The organism is Rhodococcus sp. YH3-3 (assembly GCF_001653035.1).
In the GTDB taxonomy this organism is placed as follows: domain Bacteria; phylum Actinomycetota; class Actinomycetes; order Mycobacteriales; family Mycobacteriaceae; genus Rhodococcus_F; species Rhodococcus_F qingshengii.
This window is the reverse complement of the sequence record NZ_BCWH01000008.1, coordinates 32,718-50,677: the sequence shown is the minus strand read 5'-3', so window position 1 is coordinate 50,677 and position 17,960 is coordinate 32,718. Positions and strand designations below refer to the sequence as shown.

The 17,960-nt window shown below is 60.6% G+C and carries 20 protein-coding genes and 1 pseudogene; 10 read left to right on the top strand and 11 right to left on the bottom strand.

Annotation, left to right across the window (positions count from 1 at the left end; all coding sequences use genetic code 11):
* Positions 1-310 precede the first annotated feature (310 nt).
* The 3 genes from YH3_RS34105 to YH3_RS34095 all read right to left on the bottom strand — a co-directional run bounded on the left by YH3_RS34105 (position 311) and on the right by YH3_RS34095 (position 1,475).
* Positions 311-898 carry a hypothetical protein gene (locus tag YH3_RS34105; RefSeq protein WP_064114221.1) on the bottom strand — a complete coding sequence of 196 codons (588 nt, stop codon included), beginning with the start codon at positions 896-898 and terminating at the stop codon, positions 311-313.
* Positions 899-1,020: 122 nt separating this feature from the next.
* Positions 1,021-1,266 (bottom strand): hypothetical protein, encoded by a 246-nt coding sequence (locus YH3_RS34100; RefSeq protein ID WP_064114220.1) that lies wholly within the window; start codon positions 1,264-1,266, stop codon positions 1,021-1,023.
* 5 nt (positions 1,267-1,271) lie between these two features.
* On the bottom strand, positions 1,272-1,475 hold the full coding sequence (locus YH3_RS34095; RefSeq protein ID WP_064114219.1) for a three-helix bundle dimerization domain-containing protein: 204 nt from the start codon (positions 1,473-1,475) through the stop codon (positions 1,272-1,274).
* Between the two features lie 726 nt (positions 1,476-2,201).
* Between YH3_RS34095 and YH3_RS34090 the strand changes: the two genes are divergently transcribed.
* The 4 genes from YH3_RS34090 (at position 2,202) to YH3_RS34075 (ending at position 6,089) form a co-directional block, all read left to right on the top strand.
* Positions 2,202-3,683, top strand: coding sequence for a DUF4185 domain-containing protein (locus YH3_RS34090; RefSeq protein WP_331715347.1), 1,482 nt, complete (start codon positions 2,202-2,204; stop codon positions 3,681-3,683).
* A 142-nt stretch (positions 3,684-3,825) separates the two neighbouring features.
* Positions 3,826-4,170: a hypothetical protein gene (locus YH3_RS34085; protein ID WP_125053209.1), complete on the top strand. Its 345-nt coding sequence runs from the start codon at positions 3,826-3,828 to the stop codon at positions 4,168-4,170.
* A gap of 37 nt (positions 4,171-4,207) precedes the next feature.
* Positions 4,208-5,332, top strand: coding sequence for a matrixin family metalloprotease (locus YH3_RS34080; protein WP_082920797.1), 1,125 nt, complete (start codon positions 4,208-4,210; stop codon positions 5,330-5,332).
* Positions 5,333-5,360: 28 nt separating this feature from the next.
* Positions 5,361-6,089, top strand: a complete 729-nt coding sequence (locus YH3_RS34075) for a hypothetical protein (protein WP_064445101.1) — start codon at positions 5,361-5,363, stop codon at positions 6,087-6,089.
* A gap of 99 nt (positions 6,090-6,188) precedes the next feature.
* On the opposite strand, the gene YH3_RS34070 is transcribed toward YH3_RS34075, so the two are convergent.
* Positions 6,189-6,767, bottom strand: coding sequence for a hypothetical protein (locus YH3_RS34070; protein ID WP_125053211.1), 579 nt, complete (start codon positions 6,765-6,767; stop codon positions 6,189-6,191).
* A 200-nt stretch (positions 6,768-6,967) separates the two neighbouring features.
* Between YH3_RS34070 and YH3_RS35820 the strand changes: the two genes are divergently transcribed.
* Positions 6,968-7,366, top strand: coding sequence for a hypothetical protein (locus YH3_RS35820; protein WP_125053213.1), 399 nt, complete (start codon positions 6,968-6,970; stop codon positions 7,364-7,366).
* 1,064 nt (positions 7,367-8,430) lie between these two features.
* Here the strand turns inward: YH3_RS35820 and YH3_RS34065 are convergent.
* Positions 8,431-9,240: a hypothetical protein gene (locus tag YH3_RS34065; RefSeq protein WP_064114085.1), complete on the bottom strand. Its 810-nt coding sequence runs from the start codon at positions 9,238-9,240 to the stop codon at positions 8,431-8,433.
* Positions 9,241-9,354: 114 nt separating this feature from the next.
* Between YH3_RS34065 and YH3_RS34060 the strand changes: the two genes are divergently transcribed.
* The gene (locus tag YH3_RS34060; RefSeq protein ID WP_064445100.1) at positions 9,355-10,374 is read left to right on the top strand and encodes a DUF2971 domain-containing protein; all 1,020 of its coding nucleotides are present in this window, start codon (positions 9,355-9,357) and stop codon (positions 10,372-10,374) included.
* On the opposite strand, the gene YH3_RS34055 is transcribed toward YH3_RS34060, so the two are convergent.
* The 5 genes and pseudogenes from YH3_RS34055 to YH3_RS35370 form a co-directional block, all read right to left on the bottom strand.
* Positions 10,371-10,982: an SOS response-associated peptidase gene (locus YH3_RS34055; RefSeq protein WP_371595651.1), complete on the bottom strand. Its 612-nt coding sequence runs from the start codon at positions 10,980-10,982 to the stop codon at positions 10,371-10,373. The genes YH3_RS34060 and YH3_RS34055 overlap by 4 nt on opposite strands.
* Positions 10,983-10,986: 4 nt before the next feature.
* The gene (locus YH3_RS34050) at positions 10,987-11,487 is read right to left on the bottom strand and encodes a hypothetical protein (protein WP_154100411.1); all 501 of its coding nucleotides are present in this window, start codon (positions 11,485-11,487) and stop codon (positions 10,987-10,989) included.
* A gap of 251 nt (positions 11,488-11,738) precedes the next feature.
* Positions 11,739-14,129 (bottom strand): site-specific integrase, encoded by a 2,391-nt coding sequence (locus tag YH3_RS34045; protein WP_082920796.1) that lies wholly within the window; start codon positions 14,127-14,129, stop codon positions 11,739-11,741.
* Positions 14,126-15,343 (bottom strand): site-specific integrase, encoded by a 1,218-nt coding sequence (locus YH3_RS34040; protein WP_238592789.1) that lies wholly within the window; start codon positions 15,341-15,343, stop codon positions 14,126-14,128. Before YH3_RS34040 ends, YH3_RS34045 begins: the two co-directional genes overlap by 4 nt.
* A gap of 102 nt (positions 15,344-15,445) precedes the next feature.
* Positions 15,446-15,643, bottom strand: a pseudogene (locus YH3_RS35370) (SOS response-associated peptidase family protein); the annotation flags it as partial.
* Between the two features lie 166 nt (positions 15,644-15,809).
* Between YH3_RS35370 and YH3_RS37225 the strand changes: the two are divergent.
* From YH3_RS37225 to YH3_RS36355, 3 genes are all read left to right on the top strand, one after another.
* Positions 15,810-15,938, top strand: a complete 129-nt coding sequence (locus tag YH3_RS37225; protein WP_256931965.1) for a hypothetical protein — start codon at positions 15,810-15,812, stop codon at positions 15,936-15,938.
* A gap of 24 nt (positions 15,939-15,962) precedes the next feature.
* The gene (locus tag YH3_RS34030) at positions 15,963-16,547 is read left to right on the top strand and encodes a DUF6461 domain-containing protein (protein WP_064113936.1); all 585 of its coding nucleotides are present in this window, start codon (positions 15,963-15,965) and stop codon (positions 16,545-16,547) included.
* A 330-nt stretch (positions 16,548-16,877) separates the two neighbouring features.
* On the top strand, positions 16,878-17,042 hold the full coding sequence (locus tag YH3_RS36355; RefSeq protein WP_164490667.1) for a hypothetical protein: 165 nt from the start codon (positions 16,878-16,880) through the stop codon (positions 17,040-17,042).
* A 224-nt stretch (positions 17,043-17,266) separates the two neighbouring features.
* On the opposite strand, the gene YH3_RS34025 is transcribed toward YH3_RS36355, so the two are convergent.
* A complete protein-coding gene (locus YH3_RS34025) occupies positions 17,267-17,656 on the bottom strand; it encodes a heavy metal-responsive transcriptional regulator (protein ID WP_006246584.1) in 390 nt (129 codons plus the stop codon).
* A 105-nt stretch (positions 17,657-17,761) separates the two neighbouring features.
* Between YH3_RS34025 and YH3_RS34020 the strand changes: the two genes are divergently transcribed.
* On the top strand, positions 17,762-17,960 hold a 199-nt coding region (locus YH3_RS34020), incomplete at its 3' end, for an FAD-dependent oxidoreductase (protein WP_154100413.1).

Here is a 17,960-nt window from a genome sequence, read left to right as displayed (position 1 = left end):
CTATGGTCAGTGGTCAGTGCCGAACTATGGCTACAAGCCAACCATTGTCCGTCGTGCATTTTGACCCAAAACTGTTGAGCTGCATCAAGATACCCGGACATGTAGAGCGCGGACGTTTTCACCCGCATGCTCACATGATCGGCGCGCGAGGCTCCCCCACGTCCGAGCGGGAGCGCGCGGCCGATGTCTTGTGCACTACTGGACAGTGACCAGTAGCACGAAGACCACATCATCGGACACAGGTCGAGACAAACGAAAGATACGAGGCCACCGCACGGAGGATCCGCCGCCGACGTGAATCGGGGCTGAACTATGTACGAAAGCCGCGGTCTTCGTCGCGCGCGAGTTCCGGTTCGAAGGGGGTGAACCAATCCTCGGGATCGAGGTTGACCCCATCTGATATCGGTTCTGCCCAGAATAGTGTCAGCACGTCATGGTCCTGGAACAGGTAATCGAGCGGGCCGTCCCAATCATCGTCATTCTTGTGCGCGGGCAGATGTGTGAGTTCTTCGACGAACCGGTCCGAGATCATGGCGGTACGGGCGCGGCCGATGATCAGACGCAGCGCCATTTCCTCGCCGGTACAGCGAGGTTCGGGATCGAGGCCCGCAGCGGCGTCGGCGGAAAGATCATCGAATGAGCGAGCCATGGTGCGTCGCCATGTCGCATCCTGAGTCCAGGTGCATTCCGGAAGGTCCGCCAACACCGCACACCCGGAACCTGGTTGAACGGGGCGATTACCGAGCAGGTGTGCGTCAGCAAACACCGCATCCGCCAACTCTGTCGCCACCCGAGCCACGACAACGCACTGGCGCGGAGTCAACGTCTGCGCATCCGGATCAAAAGTTTCGTCGAAATCTGGGTCGTCGTCATCGTCGAGGTCCGGGACCAGATACATGCCCCGAAGAGTAGACCGCAACCGGTTGATCCGTCTCGTCCAACGACCACCCCTTTGACTCTTGGGATCACAGTCCTCTGTGCTCGGCAACGCGCTGTGAAGCTTCTTGTCGATAGTGCTGGTCACAGGGTCGGGAAACGATCGGTGAGCTGCTTGACCAGTCGATGCACCCCGTGCAGTTCTTTTCGCAGCATGATTGCATCGGTACGAGCTACCGACGTCGTCGTCAGATTTCCGTTCACACGGGAATTTCGTTCGAGACGCACGGCTGCCTCGATGCGCGCGGAGAGGTCGTCGATCTCCGCATTCAACAGCGCCAGAAACACTCTCGCCTGTGCAATGTCGGAGTCTTTGTCTGCGGTCGGCACGCTCGTTACGAGGTGACCAGCGACGAGAGTTTCTCTTTCGCCATGCGCTCTACGAGCAGAGGAACGAAATCCCGTATCCGGTGCCCGGCAAAGTGAGCATGGGCGGACTCCACCGCCCCCGCTACAGCTTCTGCCGACACCGAGGGAAATTTCGCGGTCAACCGAGTGAGCGTCTGACCGATCAGGCGGTCTTCCTCGTCGTTCGTCATCTGTCAATGATGCGCCCAAAGCTCCGTCAGCTCCACAGGAGAGGACAGTGCCGATCCGTTCCGCCAAGGAACCATTCTCCAGCCATGAGCCGGGGAGAGAACTTACTTGCTGGTGCGTCGAAGCGGTGGTCAGTCCAGGGCGGCGCACGCGATGCACCACGCTCTGCCGTCAACACCAATCGTTCGATGTTCCGGCGCAATACTGGCGGCCAGAATGCACTCCGTGTTGTCGTGGTAGACACCGAGCGTGCTGGCCTCTGTCGAATGAAACGCTGACACCTTCATCGCTACCTTGCTTCCCTGACCGTCCGGCAGGTGGAGGTCTCGCAGGTAAGCGTGTCACCACCCTCGGAATCTCTCCATTCGAATGCCACCAGTCTCGAAAGGCGCCACTGTCGTTTCTGCTCGTCTTGACCGGGCGCTGGTGCAAATGTCCGTGTGAGGACGTTTGCCGACAATGGTGGGGACCCGCCGAAAGTATGAACTTTGACGAATCGGCACCCCAGTGACCTGGCATTAAACCAACCTGCTGGTTTTCGTAACCTAACTGACATGAAGTATCCGTTGGCAATTGCGCGGACGTTCTTTACCGTAAGCAGCGATCGGGATCCGCCCTCTTTTCGCAGGAGATTCCCAGGTTCAGTATTGGGTTGATGCGACTTCTACGGTGTTGGAAGGTTTTGCGTGCCTGAGATTCTCGTTACTCCTGTTGCTTCGGCTGTGTTCGTGAAGAATTTGACAGGCTCGTCCCAGACCGGTTCGTGGGGTGTGGGTGGGACGGATCTGGGGTTTCCTGTGCGTTTGCAGGATGGGCGTTTCGGGTTCTTCTTCGGCGACACGTTCGAGTCCCTCGCCCCTGGTGGTCCGGGGTGGCGTAGTCCGGTGATGTTGCGTTCGACGACAACTAATCTGGATCAGGGGATCGTGTTCAGCTCTGCGGCTGGCGGCGGCTATGCGAAGGAGATCCTGCCGAATGCGCACGACACGCGGCAGTTGCCGAGCGTCGAAGCACCAGGCACCGAGTTCACGGTCATTCCCGGGGATGCGCTCACGATCGGGACGCGCACGTATCTGTCGGTGTTGAGCGTGCACGCCTGGGACTCCGAGGACTGGAAAACGAACTTCACCTACCTCGCCTACTCCGACGACTCGGGCGAGAATTGGACTCTCTCGCAGGCACGTTGGGACAATCACCCCGGCGCGCTCGATCAGTGCTGGACGATGGAACGCCACGGCGGATACGTCTACGTCATCTCCACCGCGTTCGGACGCAACAAGCCTGCCGGCATGATCCTGCGTCGCGTTCCGGAAGCACAGATCCTCAGCCCCGCCGCCTACCAGGGGTGGGGCTGGACCGAACAGACGGGCTGGGCGTGGGGAAATGCCCCGACGCCGATCATTCCCGGCCGGATCGGTGAGATGTGTGTCCGCTTCGTCCAGGGCGCCTGGGTCCTCGCCTATTTCGATCCGGAGGCTTATGCGATCGTCACCCGCACCGCGGCCCGCATCGACGGACTGTGGTCTGAACCCACCGTTCAGGTCAAGGGCGGCGACTGGGGAGCAAATGACGGGACGTACGGCCAGATCTACGGCGGCTACATCCACCCCGCATCCACCCTGGACAATCTGCATCTGATTGTCTCGCAATGGAATACAGCAACGGGTACTCCGTATCATGCGATGCAGTTCAAAACCTCCGTCACTCCCGTCGCCCCCGTGTACACCGTCGGCGGCGCGATCGGTGCCCGGTACACACAACTCGGCGCCGAAACGAGCCCGCTCGGTGCACCGACCGGCGACGAACAACCTCTGGCGAGCGGGCGGGTGCAGGATTTCGAGCACGGCCGCATCTACTGGAGCGCCGCAACCGGGGCCTGGGAAACGTACGGGTTGATCGCGCAGAAGTATCTAGACCTCGGCGGACCCACGAGCCCTCTGGGGTGGCCCACAAGTGGTGAACTCGGCACGCCCAACGGAATCGGCCGCTTCAACCGCTTCACCGAAGGAAATATCTACTTCAATCCCCAGGCCGGCACTCACTGCGTCTACGGCGCCATTATCGCTGAATATGGTCGCCACGGCTATGAAGGCGGACGATTCGGATTCCCCACCACCGACGAATACGCCACCCCCGAGGGCCGCCGCAACGACTTCCAAGGCGGCTGGATCGCATGGATTAGCGCCACAGGTCAGGTAGTGACATCGTGATGTTCAACCCCAGCTGGCCCCTACTGTATATCTTTGTGCTCCAGCGCATTCGGCGTAGCAGTGGGGGCAATGCGGCCACGGGATGCGATCAACCGCCAGATCACTCACAGGGCGGTACATCGAGCCAGCAATCGAGGTGCCCATGCATCGCCGTGTAGGTGTTCTCGCTCTGATTGCGGTCGTTGCCGTCCTGATTGTCGTGGCGGTCTCGTTCTATTCCTTCGGCGGCGACCCGACCGAATACTGCCGAGCCCACGCGCCGCTTCCACCAGCATCGGGTGTGGAACAAACCCTCACGCCGGAGGAGGGGCATTGGACTGCTTTTCCGATTGCAGGAGCCGCCTGCACCTGGAATATCTCCGGCGACGTGCACTACGTGACCTCGACCATCCGGTGGGGGTCGACACTGATGTTGCTCGGCGCGGTCGTTGTCGCCATCGCATCCTCCTATTTCATCGCAAAAACTCTCTTCGCTAATCGCCAATAGCTGGCAAGTACCTGTGAATCAATCCGAGAGGATAGGCATGCGCAGAAACATCAAGAGGGCTACACGACGCCGGAAACTGTGGACGACATCCAGGTCGAAAGCAGTGGCGATGGTTGCTGCCGCGCTGACGGTGACAAGTGTGTCAGTGCTGGGTGCGGCACCCGCGAGTGCGGACCCGAGCTGCCCGAACAACGACCCGAAGTTCGGGTTCTGCGTCGGAGGGAAGATCCTCGAGGAATTCAACGAAACCGGAGGCTGGCCGTTCTTCGGAAATGCCACGAACTACGAGGCGGACGCCGCAAACTACGGGCGTTGGCAACCGTTCGAGAAGAACAGCTCGATCTACTGGCACGCGAATGTGTCCAACGGACATGCCAATCAGATCGGCGGGCTCATCCGCGACAAGTGGGGTGCCATGGGATGGGAGGGCGGCAGCGACCTTGGATACCCGGTGACCCGAGAGCTCGGAACGCCCACCAAACCCGGCCGCTACAACCACTTCGAAGGCGGTTCCATCTACTGGTCACAGCCAACCGGAGCATGGCCGGTGTGGGGCGCCATTCGAGACCAATGGGCAAATGCTGGATGGGAAAACAGCAACTTCGGGTTCCCATCCTCCGACGAATACAACTGCTGGGACGGAATCAATCCGGACAACAAGAACTGGATCTACGGTGGCAAGGGGCAGAATTTCCAGAACGGGCGTTTGTTCTGGAATTCGGCACCGAACAACTTCACAAACTCGTACAGCTCCGTCCACGGATCTCCGCGTACGCTCAAATACAGCTCCACCACCAAATACACCAGCGCGTTCAACAGTTCAGTCAGTACATGGAACGGGCTCGGTCGAGTAGCCATCTCCCAAGCACCGGTACTCAACAACGAGGTCCTGGTGGTCAGGGACGTCAATCGATCGGACTACAGCTGGGCGGGTCACTACGAGAACCGGGGCACCGACTACTCCACACTCGAGATGAACGACGCGAAATTCAGTGGCCCCAGCGATGCCCGAATTCAGCCTGTGATGCTCCACGAAATGGGGCACTCACTTGGACTCGCTCACAGCTGCGCAGGCTCGAACATGGACGAACGGATCTACTTCACCAAGACGTCCACCCTGTCCGACCTGGACAAGTCCTCCTACAACACCAAGCATCCGTGAGAAAATGCACGCGAGAAGGGAACCAACCATGACCATTTCGACGAAGAAGCGGATCGGAGTGGCTCTCGCCGTAGCCGCAGCATTAGCTCTCGGTGCATGCACGACCGAAGACTCCTCCGGCGCCAGCGACAAGCAGACGACACAGGAGAGCCCACACACGAACGCGCATTCGGATGCCTCGTGGGTCATCGACATCCAAGATCAGCGCCAGGTCGCAGGTTTCGCAGACGCTGTATTCGTCGGCACTGTGCTCGAGCAGAGCGGATTCGCGGCCGACCGCAGCGCGGTTCCGGAAACACAGTTCCGTGTTCAGGTCTCGAATTCCTTGAAAGGCGAAGTCGCCGAGGAAGTCACGGTGAATCAGCAGGGAGGGACAGATCCCAAAACCGGAGAAGTGATTCTCCTCGAGGAAGATCCGATGATCGAAGTCGGTAAGTCGTACCTGTTCGCAACCCGATACAACGCCGACTTCGATTTCTACACCGTCGTTCCCTTCACCGGGCACGAAGAGCTCGACCCGTCGGCAGCGCGCGGGGTCCAGCCAGGGGAATCCGACGTCGTCAAAGGGATGCAGGATGCAATTGCGAATGAGATTCCTTACGAGGAGCCGCAACCTCATGTCGTTGGGCCGAACGGTGAAACGAAGCCATCGGTTGCCCCGCGCCTGAGCGGACCTCCGGAGTCGGTCGAACCGAACGACCCCATGCAGTCCGGGGCCCCTACCTCGACCATGACCGTCGCACCCACAACCCGGTAACCATTTTCACTATGTAGTGCTGCTGTACCTCGCGGAGGAACTGAGGTACAGCAGCGCTTCCCGGTCGACCTCGGTTCCAGATTCATACCCAGCCCGACATCACCATGCACGGGGAAGATGGTGCAATTGTGCGTCCTGCACCACCAAGTTCATCACTGCCTCGTACGCATCCGGGAACGGGTACCGGCATGTTCCATCGACCGGAAATGCAACCCTGACAGCCTTTCCTGCGCTATCGACCAGCCACACCACAGGTGTGGGAACGCTCGAGGGGGTGGGGCACTCGCCGAACCATGGCGATTTGAGTGACTCCCGCTTGAACTGGGCCACCACATGCGCCATGTCCCCCGTTCTGGTTGTCTGCGAAAGGGTTGCCTCGCTGGAATCGTCTGTGTATGCGAGGAATTGGCACACCACAACAGATTTCGGCTCGAAGTTCTCGGGAACCGTGCCCGCAGGAGGTAGAGGATCTGACAACAGCTCCGGTGACTGCACCTCTCCAGGGACCGCCGCGACGAGGACCTCCGGCGCCAAACAGGTGGCGCGATCGACCACCACCCCCGTCGGCAACGCCACGGGATCGCGTCGCTCGTCGAGGACACGGAAGGCGATCACTGCTCCGACCGCAAGAACAGCAACCACAACTACCGTGATGAGCCCTGAACGAAATCGCCGCATAACCTAACACTAATCCGTAGGATCGGGACCGTCCCATTGCCGTTCCGTGACGGTGAGCAGCGATCCCATACACTCGCACGGGCCGCCATGACCCCGTCCATGAGGGGACGTCACGGCGACGTCAGAGAGGGCCAAGGGCAACACGTCGCCGACTATGCGCATTGATGCCGAGTCGGAAGTAAATGGGTAAGGTGATCCGAATGAATGGTTTCACTGTTCGCGTATTTGGTTCTTTGATTACTGCCCTGTCGTTGACTGGATGCGGGGTAGACATGGATACCTACGATCCTGCCATTTCCCAGGAAGATATTCTGACTTCTTCTTCCCAAAGGTGGAATCGCAGCGTCCTTGAAGGTTATCCGAAAGATGCATACACCCTTCTTTCAGTGCGATGCATGAATATAATTCCCGCACAAGAGTTCCCAACTCGGTTCAAAGATTTTGGAGTAGGAGGTCCCGGTCCGAGTTCTTTGACCGTGCACATCGAGGGTGGCCGTGGCTACGTGACCACACTATTCTCTGTTCATCCAGAGAGGGATGAGATTGATGTTCCGTGGATTTACAGCAAAGAAGATGGATGGAGGAATGACGATTGTTGATATATTTTCGCAATCGCTGAATTGGATTCCACATCAAAGGCAACATTCCGGACGTGTCCTGAAAACTGGACGCCTACTTCTCCGCCACACAGGGCGAAGTCCATATGGTCGCGCCTCTCAGGGGCATCGACGACCTGGACAGCGTGCCGAGTTACTAAGCCAACCGCTTCTCAGAAATGCCCCTCTTGCTAGGCGGACAACTGTCGGGCCAGGCTATAATACAAAGATGAGATTTTCCAGAACTACAGGAATTCGGACTGCTATTTTAGCAATCTTGTTAGCCAATGCTGCATGTTCACAATCGCCGGAAGATCCCGATTTTTTCACCAACCGACTTACCCTCCCGAGTTGCGGAGAGATCAAAAAAACGAACGCAAGTAGTGGTAGCACGTTCGAGCGCTCGCAAGTTGAGTGCATGGAATCATCGCGCACTGCCGGAGGCTCCGAATTTACCTTGCGCTCAACAACTACGGAGGGTGACGAGATAGTCAATTATATTCGCATACTGCCCAATGTTGAGGATGTCGAAATAATTGTGGACAAATCGCAGGATGAATATTCCGAGCAGGGGTGGACATCCTACTCATGCTCGATTCCTGAGTTAACAGAGAATTCCATCACCGATTGCATGGCAACGAGATAGATCAATCTAGAGATAGAGGTGCGAGCCACTGAAGTATATCGGTCACGTTCACCTCTTCGTTATTTCTGGATTTTGGTATCGGCGCGGCCGGTCGCGAGTCGAATGCAGGCTGGTCTGTCGGACGGCGGGTTTCAGTGACGGCCCGGCATTGATCGCCCACTTGCATGTGCGCACAAGTGCTCAGATTCCGGACTGATGCCCCATCTTCGAAAGGCAAGGACACAGCACTCGTTTTCTGACCCACGGGCAATACCGAGGCCTCCGGCATCGATGGGGTTCCTCAACGACGCACTCCTCCACACTGGACACTGGACACGTTCAAACCCGGTCTACAAGATGTCGACTTTCACCGCTCTCGGCGGGTCGAATGTCCTGATCACGGGGTGGTCGGGCCATCGTTCAGTCCAGTGGTCGGTGTTGATCACTGCGCTACCCGGAGCGGCGGTGTCGCAGCACGCGTGCTGTCGTCGAGGGTTGCCCAGCAGAGTTGTCCGCTCTCGTCGCGGATCTCCAGGCTGCCTGTGCGTTGTTGGAAGCCTTTGCCGACGGCCGCGACGTCGAGCCGAACGCCTGTCACCCGCCCTCTCCCCGCTGATAGACCCGTATATCCGGACACTCGCGACAAGATCCGCAGATCCGGACCGTCCCATTGCCCTTCTGTCACGATCAACAGCGATCCCTTACTTCTTGCCCGCGCAGCCACAGCCCTTCCGCGAGAGGGCGTTACAGCGCCACCAGAGAGCCCCAGAACAACCACGTCGAAGCCCTCCAGCAAAATTGCAGCGCAGTCGATTGCAGCATCCTTTGGCTGCGGCACCAGCGCGACCTTCGCCAAGTCGCCACCTTGCTCGTGGAAGGCGAGGAGTCCGAGTCCGGGCATTCCGATCACCGCAACGTGCCCGCCGGCGGCGGTGACGGTGGCGAGTAGTCCGATGAGGACCGATGCTGCGCCGTCGACGCTGACGACGGTTCCTCGGGCCAAACCGCCGCGTGGGAGCAGATCACCGATCGGCGCCGGAACGGGAAGCATCCGGAGGGTCGATTGCGCAGTGGCCACGATCGGAGTCGGCTCCCGCTCGTCGACCGGGCGAAGTACCACCGATGACGTGGCTGGTTCGGTGCCGTCCGAGCGGGCGGGAATCGACGCCATCTTGCGGCGGAGCTGTTCAAGCTTTTCCGCCTTGCTGACCGACGCGAACGTCGGCACGATCCCGCCGGGCGGCTCCGCCATGACGATCTGCCCCCGCTTTCAAGCTGTCGCAACCTTGACACCGTACACTTTACTCGCACAGATGTTCGAATTGGGCCTCAATTCGAACTCTCGGCGATAGACAGTAAAGGCCCAATGGAGATAGACCTGTCATGGACTGCCACTGTGAACGCACCGTCAACTCCGGAACTACCTGCGACCCTGTGGCATTACACCGACGCAGCCGGGCTGCTCGGGATCCTGGGGCATGAAGTCACAGCCGCTGACCCGAACATCGTCGGGTCAGGCAGTTACAAACCCGTCTTGTGGGCGTCCGCGGCCCAGTTCCTCAATGATCGACGGGAGCTGGTTCACGGCCTCGAACTGGTCAATAACTTCGTCAAGGATGGACTCAAAAAGGCCAACATGTGGGCGAGCGCGCCCCCCACTACCCAAGCACCACCGGGAGCCGATTGGGTCACCAACAGTTGGCACACCCTTTTCAACTCAACCAGGGCTGCAAACCCAACAGGCATCGATTTTCTTAAGGAAATTTGCCGAACACTCGACCTGATCATCGATCGCAAATATGAGACCTACCTGCACTGTTGCACGGTCTCGTTCTCCCAGGAACCAGACGTCCTTAGTCAGTGGCGCGCTTACGGCAACGGCATCGGTGGATTCTCCATCGGTTTCGACCCGAGCAAGTTTCCCCGATCGGACGGGTCTCCGGTCCATCTCTCAGGCTTAGGGCTACACAAAGTGCAGTACACAAGAAATGAGTTGACTCCGGCTCTGAAAACCGCCGTGCTCGAACTTTTCACCACCGAGCTCACCCGGCGTGGACACTCGGTCAATCCAGGAAATCTGAGCACTGCTGTACAAAACCTGGCGTTCTACGCTGCAAGCGTCAAACACCAGGGTTTCGAGGAAGAACACGAATGGCGCTTCATCGAACCCGGCTCTTTCGACGCGCCAGAGTTCCGTGCCACTCCTTCGGGCCTCGTCCCGTATCGCAAGCTCGACGAGTTACCTAGTGATGCAGTCACAGGTTTGTATGTCGGGCCGGGCCCAAAGCAGTACGAAAATCTGGTGGCAGCAAAGTCACTTCTGCAGCGATATGGATACACAACTGCCAGCGCCAACGTTCACCCCTCAGAAACACCATTCCGCTAATTCCTGACTGGCTCAAGCAGTTTCGGATCGTTGTTCCTGGGGCTGTTGACCGCCGTCGAGACCTCGTAGGGTTCGAGATGCGGCTCCGGAACGGAGTTGATCATGGCTTGGACCTCACCCTTGTCGGTGAGGTTCGGATCGAGCCAGTGCTCCCAGAATGATTCGAGCAGAATCAGCGGGGATCTGTCGTGTATGTGTCCCGTGGCATCGCTGGCTGGCCGAGTCAAGACTGTGCAGGTCCATACCCACCTGTTCGGGTCATCTTCGGGCAGTTCAGGATCGGGCCACAACTCATACAATCCGGCCATTGCAAGGATGTCGACCTCGCTGTGAAGGAAGTATGGAATCTTCGACCCTGCTTCACTTTTCATCCATTCGTAGTATCCGTTCGCAGGAATGATGGCACGCCGTTTGGATGCACTACTTCTGAATGAGGGCTTCTCCGTAACGGTTTCACTGCGGGCGTTGATGAGTTTGGAGGCCATCTTTCGATCCTTGGCCCAGGCCGGCAACAGGCCCTTTTCCGGACTAGCGAAACGCGCTCCTGCCAGGTCAATGAGGAACGTCGAATGAGCGCTAGATGAGGATCCGCCAACGGGTCGTCGGATTCCACTAAGGCAGAGGAATGATCGCGGCGACGAGCTCTGACGGGTCCGGAAGCACCAGGTGCGTGGTTACAGGTTCGAGTCCGACCTCGGGCCACTCAGCGATCAGCGGCAGTTCTCGGGTTTGCGGTAAATCGGTCACTTCGTACAGGTACTCCCGCTGGTAGAAGTCCTGGCTGTCGTACCATCCGCGACTGTCACTACGAAGAACTGGTTGGAGGATCGGGTCTTCGAGTGCACGTAGTCGCATCGGACGACCATGGGCCTGGCCGGCACGGCGTTTGCCCGTCTCAGGGTCGATGACAGATGGTGCGGTGTATTGGCGTCTCATCGCTTCGGCGTGAATGCCGCTGCCGACGACCGTCACCGCGACCTCGAGCCCAACCGAGTAAGCCATGATCGAGCGCAACCCGACCGTGACACCCTCGACACGGGCGAGTAGCGCCGGGCCATGCGCGATCGCACCGATCTCCTTGCCGTTCGAGGGGTCGATCATGAACCAGGCCATGTCCGGATCCTGACACATCCTTATTGCGAGGCGACCGAAAAGCAGTCGATGATGTTCGCCTGGCGTTCTGTCCACGGCGTTCCCAACGGGGCACCTCTACCGATTCTTCCTGCAAGCCGGCCCGTGAGCGGGATGCGCTGACCAGCACGAATCCGTTAGCCCCGTCCGATGACATTCCCATTGCCGGGGCGCCAAACGGAGCGAAGGCGTTTCTTCGCGTGTCGGTAGGCCAGGAAGGAGGATGGTCGAGCTCATCGGGGTATTCCGAGAAGTACCGGTCCAACGGCCCGACGTTCGGCTCGGTCGAGAGCGGCCATCTTTCCGGCGGCCGCATCGAGGCTGATCTGTAGACCCTGTATCTCGCCGAGCCAGCCATTGGCGCGGGCTTCGGCGATGCGGTCGCGCAGGTTCTCGATAATCTCGCCCAGCCGTGCTCGTGCACGCGGATCCACGCGCAGCATCGGACAACGGACACAGGCGTGTTCGTGACTGCAGGGAGTGGCGTAAGGGCGGCCACAGTCCCCGAGCTCAAGCTTTCGGGTCTGAAAGTGTTGTTGAAACTCGGTCCACTCTGCGCTGGTGGGTTCCCGGTACTCGTCAGCCGGGCGCACGGCTCGCCGGCCGTCGAGGAAGGCGCGGTACGAGCGAATCAGTTCCTCCTGGAACACAGCGGTGTAGCCCTGTGTCGTCACCAGTCGGTGGTGCCCAAGAATCTTCGCGGCAATGTGGATCGGCAGGCCACCGGTGACCATCTCGGTGGCGAACATGCGCCGAAAGTCGTGCGCGGTGGCCTTGATCGGCTCACCGGCGGCGTTGCACACACCCATCCGCTCCCATGCCTGCGCGAGTAGTTGGTTGACCATCCCTGCGATGATGACCTTGGACTGGTAGTGGCGATGGCGTTGGAACAGATGCGGCAGCGGTGGTCCCCAGGACCGCTCATGAGCGTCGTGGCGAGCGACAAGCGGGATCGATCCGCCACCGATGGCGCGCAGCCGACTGACGACGCTGGCGAGAACGCTGGCCAACTCGGGCGTGACGACGAGCAGCCTCTCCTGGTTCGTCTTGGACGGAACGATCTGGAGCAGCGGGATGACCTCACCGGTATCCGGCAGGCGGTGACTGACAACAGCGAGTTGGGTGAGCTCGAGCAGCTCTTCGACTCGGACGCCGGTGTGACGCAGCGTCTCAACGATTGCCCACGTCCAGAACGCCTCGTCCTCGAGGTAAGTCAGGTCGAGCCGCTCGGCGGTGGCGACGATTTCAACCTTGACCGGTTCCTCGACTGTTCGGCGGACGGGGCCATGCCCGTCGATCCTCAGCGCTAATCGGCGGTAGCGAATGCCGATGTGTTCGAAGGTCTCGTCGTACCCCGCGGATTGACCGGCGACGAGAAGCTCGCCTTGCTGTCGCAGGTGGTCTGCAACAGAATCGGACAGGCGCATCAAGTGCGGCAGCCGGTCCCGGACACGCTGGTGCATACGCGCGGTGACCTGCCGCTTGTTCTTCATGTAACCCTCGGTATCGCTACGCCGCACCGGGCACGGCACTGCCCAGGGCGCCCAGGACGGGTCTTCCAGCGCCCAGGCGGCGATGTCGAGGTAGAAGGCTCGGACGGGTACGAAGATGTTCAAGACGGCCAGTCGTTCGCGGACGGTGCCGTCCGCTCGTACGACCGTTCGTGTTCGCTGCCGCCAAGCTTCGGCGACGTCGTGAGGCAGGTGGAGCGAGTCGATGCCTGGGTTGTGGGCTTCGATGTCGGCCCAGAATGCGGCAAGGACACGAGCGAGGTTGGCGAAAGTGCTGTAGTCCAATGCTGGGCGTCGTTCGTCGAGGTAGCGGACGATCACGTCGCGGATTGGCCGACAGACCAGGTTGTTCGAGTCGACGATCTCACCGGTCGACAACTGGCCGCGCATCCGCATCGTGTGAAACGGCGCGTCTGGGATCTTCGCGATGCCTCGCACGAGATCCCAACCGACGCTGATACTTCCGCGGGTTTGCCCGCCGGGTCGCCCAATTGCATATCGCAGGTTCATGAAGTCGTCGAAGGTAAGCTCGTCAAGGTTGCGCCCGCAATGGAGGACTAGCGTGGTGAGGGTGTTGAGTGCGTTGACTCGCTGCGGTTTACGGATTTGCAGCTTTTCGGCGTTCTGTTCGGCCAGTGCAAACAGGTCCGGTCGGAACACGGCGCGGGCTTTTCCGTAGAGAATCGGCGAGGACAGGGTGCGCAGGAGCCTGTGGCTGGGCAGGATGAACCGGATCAGCATCAAGCAGCCCAGAGCGTCAATGAACACTCTCCGCTTGGCATTCAGTGACCGCGGATCATCTCGGGTGATCGATTCGATCCAGTGGAGGGTGTCGTCCGGGTTCGCGCACTCCCAGCGTGCCTGCCACCCGTCGCCGGGGTGGCGGGCTAGCCAGACGAGGATTACTCGGACCGCGGCGATGATCGGCTTTTGTTGTCGCGGCGAGCGTCGGGTCATTTCGGGCGAGGATTTGAGGGCGGTGAGCACATCCTCGGCAGCCGTCTCGTCCAATTGTCCGCCGACGCCGCCTCGCGCGCCCCAGCGCGCGCGTTCCTCGTCGGTAGCCCGCCAGACGGGTGAGCGCTTGGCTGGTGTCGGTGCCGGCGCTCTCACTTCGCTGCTCCACCGAGAAGCACAGTCAGGTCCGCGGGGTCGTACCGATTGGCCACAGGTGGTGGCTCCGGAGCCGCCTCGTGTTGCCGGTCGAGATGTGTCAGAACTCGCTTGGCGACCTCGATGTCTTCCTCGAACAAATAGGTCGACGCAGTGGTGTCGATATCGGCGTGGCCGAGGATCACCTGTATGTCGCGCAAGGTTAGGTTCGGGTCGCGTGACATCCGCAGCGCCGCGGTGTGGCGCAGGTCGTGCATCGACCAGTTCGTCCCTAGCGTCCTGTTGACCCGCCGGAACACCGCCCGTAGCGCGTCATAGGTCAGTGGTTGATCCGCAGGTCCGGTGCCGCGGTCGCGTCGACGCACAGTGCGCCAGATCGGCTCGTTTGGTCCGACGGGAGCGCTCTCTCCCAGATAGAGGCGAAGCCAAACGATGGCTTCGGCGCTGACTGGTAGCCACTGCTCGGCGCGGCTACCCTTGCGGATCACGCGCACCAGTTGATCGCCCCAATTGATGTCGACACCGCGAAGACCGAGCAACTCACCGGCGCGTGCGCCGTTGCTCAGCGCCAGCGCCAGCAACGCCCGGTCCCGGTGCGAGCGCAATGCGGCGAACACATCACGCCACTGCTCGTCCGATAGGGTCCGTGGCCGCCGCTTCGCGATCGGCGGGTTGTAACGCAGTCGACCTTCGGGCCGGAACGGCTCCATCGGATTGTGGTGCTCGTTGGGTCGAGCGTGCACCGCCCGCCGTACCGGGTTGACGACCGGCCCCTCACCGAGATCGGCCCAATAGTCATAGAACTCCCGTAGTACCGCCAATGCGTGACGGACCGTCCGCGGTTGGTAACGGTCGTTTAGGTAGGCCTTCCGTGTAATTGGGTTGACCGTTCCCGCTGTCGTCGACGACACCGTGCGTGCGGACGCGCCTGGCTTGGTCGCCGCACCAAGCCAAAGCGCATAGTCGCGAATCTCGTCCGATGTCGCCCGCTGCCACGGCACCTCGACGATCCGCAGCCATCGCCACCACCGCAGTAAGTCGTAGGAGTAGCTGCGCGAGCTGCTCGCCCGGTTACCGCGAGCTGAGAATTCGACCAGATACCGACGGATCGGCTCGATCGCTCCACCAAGATCGTCGACCACCAGCCACGGAGAAGAACCGGAAGCTTCGACCACCGAACCCCACCGCTCGAGTTCAATCCGTATGCGATCCACTATTCGCCCCTTCGAGAGTCGCCGTCATCAAAGAGGTCTATGCCACTGCCTGCCACGCGAACTGCAACGAGGACGGCGCGTCGTCTCGTAGTCCGGTCAACATCCCCATTTGACGGTCCGGAGCTGGCGCTGGGGCTCGGCGTCGGGTTCCTCGTTTGGGGTTCGTTCGAGGATCACACGGACAGGTTGTGTGGGGGCGACGTTGTAGGACGGTGGGAGTTCGTCGCCGACGGTCTGCATCGTGTCGAAAAACGACTGCAATTCCTTGCTCGAGCTTGTGCTTGCATAGCGCCCACACATGGCCTGACCTCCTCGTAATCGGTTCCCGTTCCATTGAACAGCGTGGGTCCGACTTCCGCGCCAAACGCCGTGTGATGATCTGTGCGAGTACGTCGTCGACTGTCGCGGAAGGGGAAGTGCGATCACCAACCCTCGGCCGTCGCCTACCGATGTCGCGTTGGCGATCGTGGCCGCCACAGCCCTCGGTGTCACCGTCGGAATTCTCCTGGCCGACGTGGTGGCCGGCGTCGCGGTCGGGGCCGGTACCGCGGTGGTGTTCCGTTTCGTGTTGCGGACGATCATCACCAGGAAATGACGGAATCTCTCGGGAAGGCTTCACATGAAAACGTATCGCGACTTCGAGTGGCTCTTCCGCGACTACCCGTGGACCGAGAACGGGCTGCACGTGACCTACGTGCGCGACGCAACGCCGACCGCCGTGATCGAAGCGATGACCGTGCGCGACCTGGGGGAATTCCGCGGATTGCACGGCATCAACGACATCGAATGGGAAGAGTATTCGGTCGTCGGCACCGCGGCATTGGGGAACTGGGCGATCGCGATCGCTCGGATGGCGTGGGCCGGCTCGGACGACGAGCTTATGGTGCCTCTGTCGGTGGGACGTGAAGTGCTCACACACTCGCGCGACGTCGAAGCAGTGTCCTCGTTCGACCTGTGGCAGGACGGAGTTCATACCGTGCAGTTCGACCCCCTCTTCGGTTCCGAAGCGGGGAACCCGATGTCGGAGGCGTGGAAGTCGCGGATGAGGGAAGTCGGGCTCGACCCCGACAGTGAAGGACCGTCGCCGGACGGGAAATTCCATATCATCGAAGCATCTTTTGCGATGGCCGCGAACTACACCGGCGTGCAGATCACCCCCGAATTCTTGTCGACGGCGACCTTCGTAGCCGGCAGTGACGACTGATCGCGATGCAGGTCAGCGCACCGGAATAACTCTGCGGCGGTCTTCGTTGTAGAGGCTGTCGGTGTTCGGTTCTTTGCCCCGGGTACCACCGAAAGAAATGCCGCTTCGAGCGGCCACTTGCCGAGAGGCGCAAGACGGGCACCGACCCTGTGAAGCCGCTGGACACCGTCAGGTGCCGGCGGCTTCGTCATGTCCTGGGTGGCCAAGGAGGCAGATTGGCATCAGATGCAAGATTGATGCATCTGTTTTGGTGCTGGCTACCCGCCGTTTCCGGTGGTCAGTGTCGGCCACTGGTTTCAGCCGGTTTTCGGAGGTTGAGACAATAGTGGAATGAGCGAGAGTGCGGAACCGAATGAGACTCAAGGGTGGAGCCCTGCGCCGGACGAGGGCCAGGCCGGCACAGTGATGACGAAGGATGGTCATTGGGCCTACCGGTACAAGGACGGTGCGGAGCTCATCATGATGAAGATGCCGGAGCGCCCAGCCTCCACGTAGGAATGTGCAGTGTGGCCCACACCGAACCTCCTTGCCTTGCAAGGCTGGTAGCGGGCCGCCATTGTCTTGGACCGGCTCTGGTCATCGCCTCGGTTTCGGCGCCGGCGGGACTCATGTTGGCTGTGTCAACCCGATCTGGGACCACGATGACGGCCTGACTGGGACCCACCTGGCACCGGCTAATCACGCCCTTGGTCTCGGTGGTCACTGCCGAGTGGCGAGGGCTATAGGTATCTGCAGACCTGATCGGGGCTACAGGTTTCGGGCTCTGGGAGGGCTGCATCGTCGCGGAGCGCAGCCACGTTGTCGCGAAGTGTTGTGAGGTCGGCGATCTGCGCGTCGATGTCGGCAAGGCGCGCGTCCAGCAGGTCACGTACGTGGCCGCAGGGAGCTTGGCCGTGGTCGCGGATGTCGAGGATCTGCTTGATCTGGGCGAGGGTGAGCCCGGCCGCTTGGCCGCGGTGGACGAAGTCGATCCGGCTGACCGCGTCGGGGGTGTAGTCGCGGTAGCCGGCCGGTGTGCGTTCGGCCGGGGGCAGCAGCCCTTGCTCTTCGTAGAACCGCAGAGTCTTGGTGGTCGTGCCTGCCGCCTCGGCGAGTTCTCCGATCCGCATCCCGGCCTCCATCGTGTCGCAGGTCTCGCTTGACCTTCCCCTTTACTGGAAGGTCCAGTATCGCTGCATCAGGAGCGTTTCCCAACAGTTCTGGGAGGAATCGGGATGCAGACCAGGTACGACCTCGCGATCATCGGATCCGGCGGCGGTGCGTTCGCGGCGGCCATTCGTGCGACCTCTCTGGGCAAGTCGGTGGTGATGGTCGAGCGTGGCACGTTCGGCGGCACGTGTGTGAACACCGGCTGCGTGCCGTCGAAGGCACTGATCGCAGCCGCGGAGGCCCGGCACGTGGCCGCGGACGCGC

Excerpts from the sequence above, each read along its gene's own strand:
- YH3_RS34105 (WP_064114221.1), bottom strand. The coding sequence starts at position 898 with ATGTATCTGGTCCCGGACCTCGACGATGACGACGACCCAGATTTCGAC.
- YH3_RS34095 (WP_064114219.1), bottom strand. The coding sequence starts at position 1,475 with ATGACGAACGACGAGGAAGACCGCCTGATCGGTCAGACGCTCACTCGG.
- YH3_RS34085 (WP_125053209.1), top strand. The coding sequence starts at position 3,826 with ATGCATCGCCGTGTAGGTGTTCTCGCTCTGATTGCGGTCGTTGCCGTC.
- YH3_RS34080 (WP_082920797.1), top strand. The coding sequence starts at position 4,208 with ATGCGCAGAAACATCAAGAGGGCTACACGACGCCGGAAACTGTGGACG.
- YH3_RS34075 (WP_064445101.1), top strand. The coding sequence starts at position 5,361 with ATGACCATTTCGACGAAGAAGCGGATCGGAGTGGCTCTCGCCGTAGCC.
- YH3_RS34070 (WP_125053211.1), bottom strand. The coding sequence starts at position 6,767 with ATGCGGCGATTTCGTTCAGGGCTCATCACGGTAGTTGTGGTTGCTGTT.
- YH3_RS35820 (WP_125053213.1), top strand. The coding sequence starts at position 6,968 with ATGAATGGTTTCACTGTTCGCGTATTTGGTTCTTTGATTACTGCCCTG.
- YH3_RS34065 (WP_064114085.1), bottom strand. The coding sequence starts at position 9,240 with ATGGCGGAGCCGCCCGGCGGGATCGTGCCGACGTTCGCGTCGGTCAGC.
- YH3_RS34060 (WP_064445100.1), top strand. The coding sequence starts at position 9,355 with ATGGAGATAGACCTGTCATGGACTGCCACTGTGAACGCACCGTCAACT.
- YH3_RS34050 (WP_154100411.1), bottom strand. The coding sequence starts at position 11,487 with ATGGCCTGGTTCATGATCGACCCCTCGAACGGCAAGGAGATCGGTGCG.
- YH3_RS34030 (WP_064113936.1), top strand. The coding sequence starts at position 15,963 with ATGAAAACGTATCGCGACTTCGAGTGGCTCTTCCGCGACTACCCGTGG.
- YH3_RS36355 (WP_164490667.1), top strand. The coding sequence starts at position 16,878 with ATGAGCGAGAGTGCGGAACCGAATGAGACTCAAGGGTGGAGCCCTGCG.
- YH3_RS34025 (WP_006246584.1), bottom strand. The coding sequence starts at position 17,656 with ATGCGGATCGGAGAACTCGCCGAGGCGGCAGGCACGACCACCAAGACT.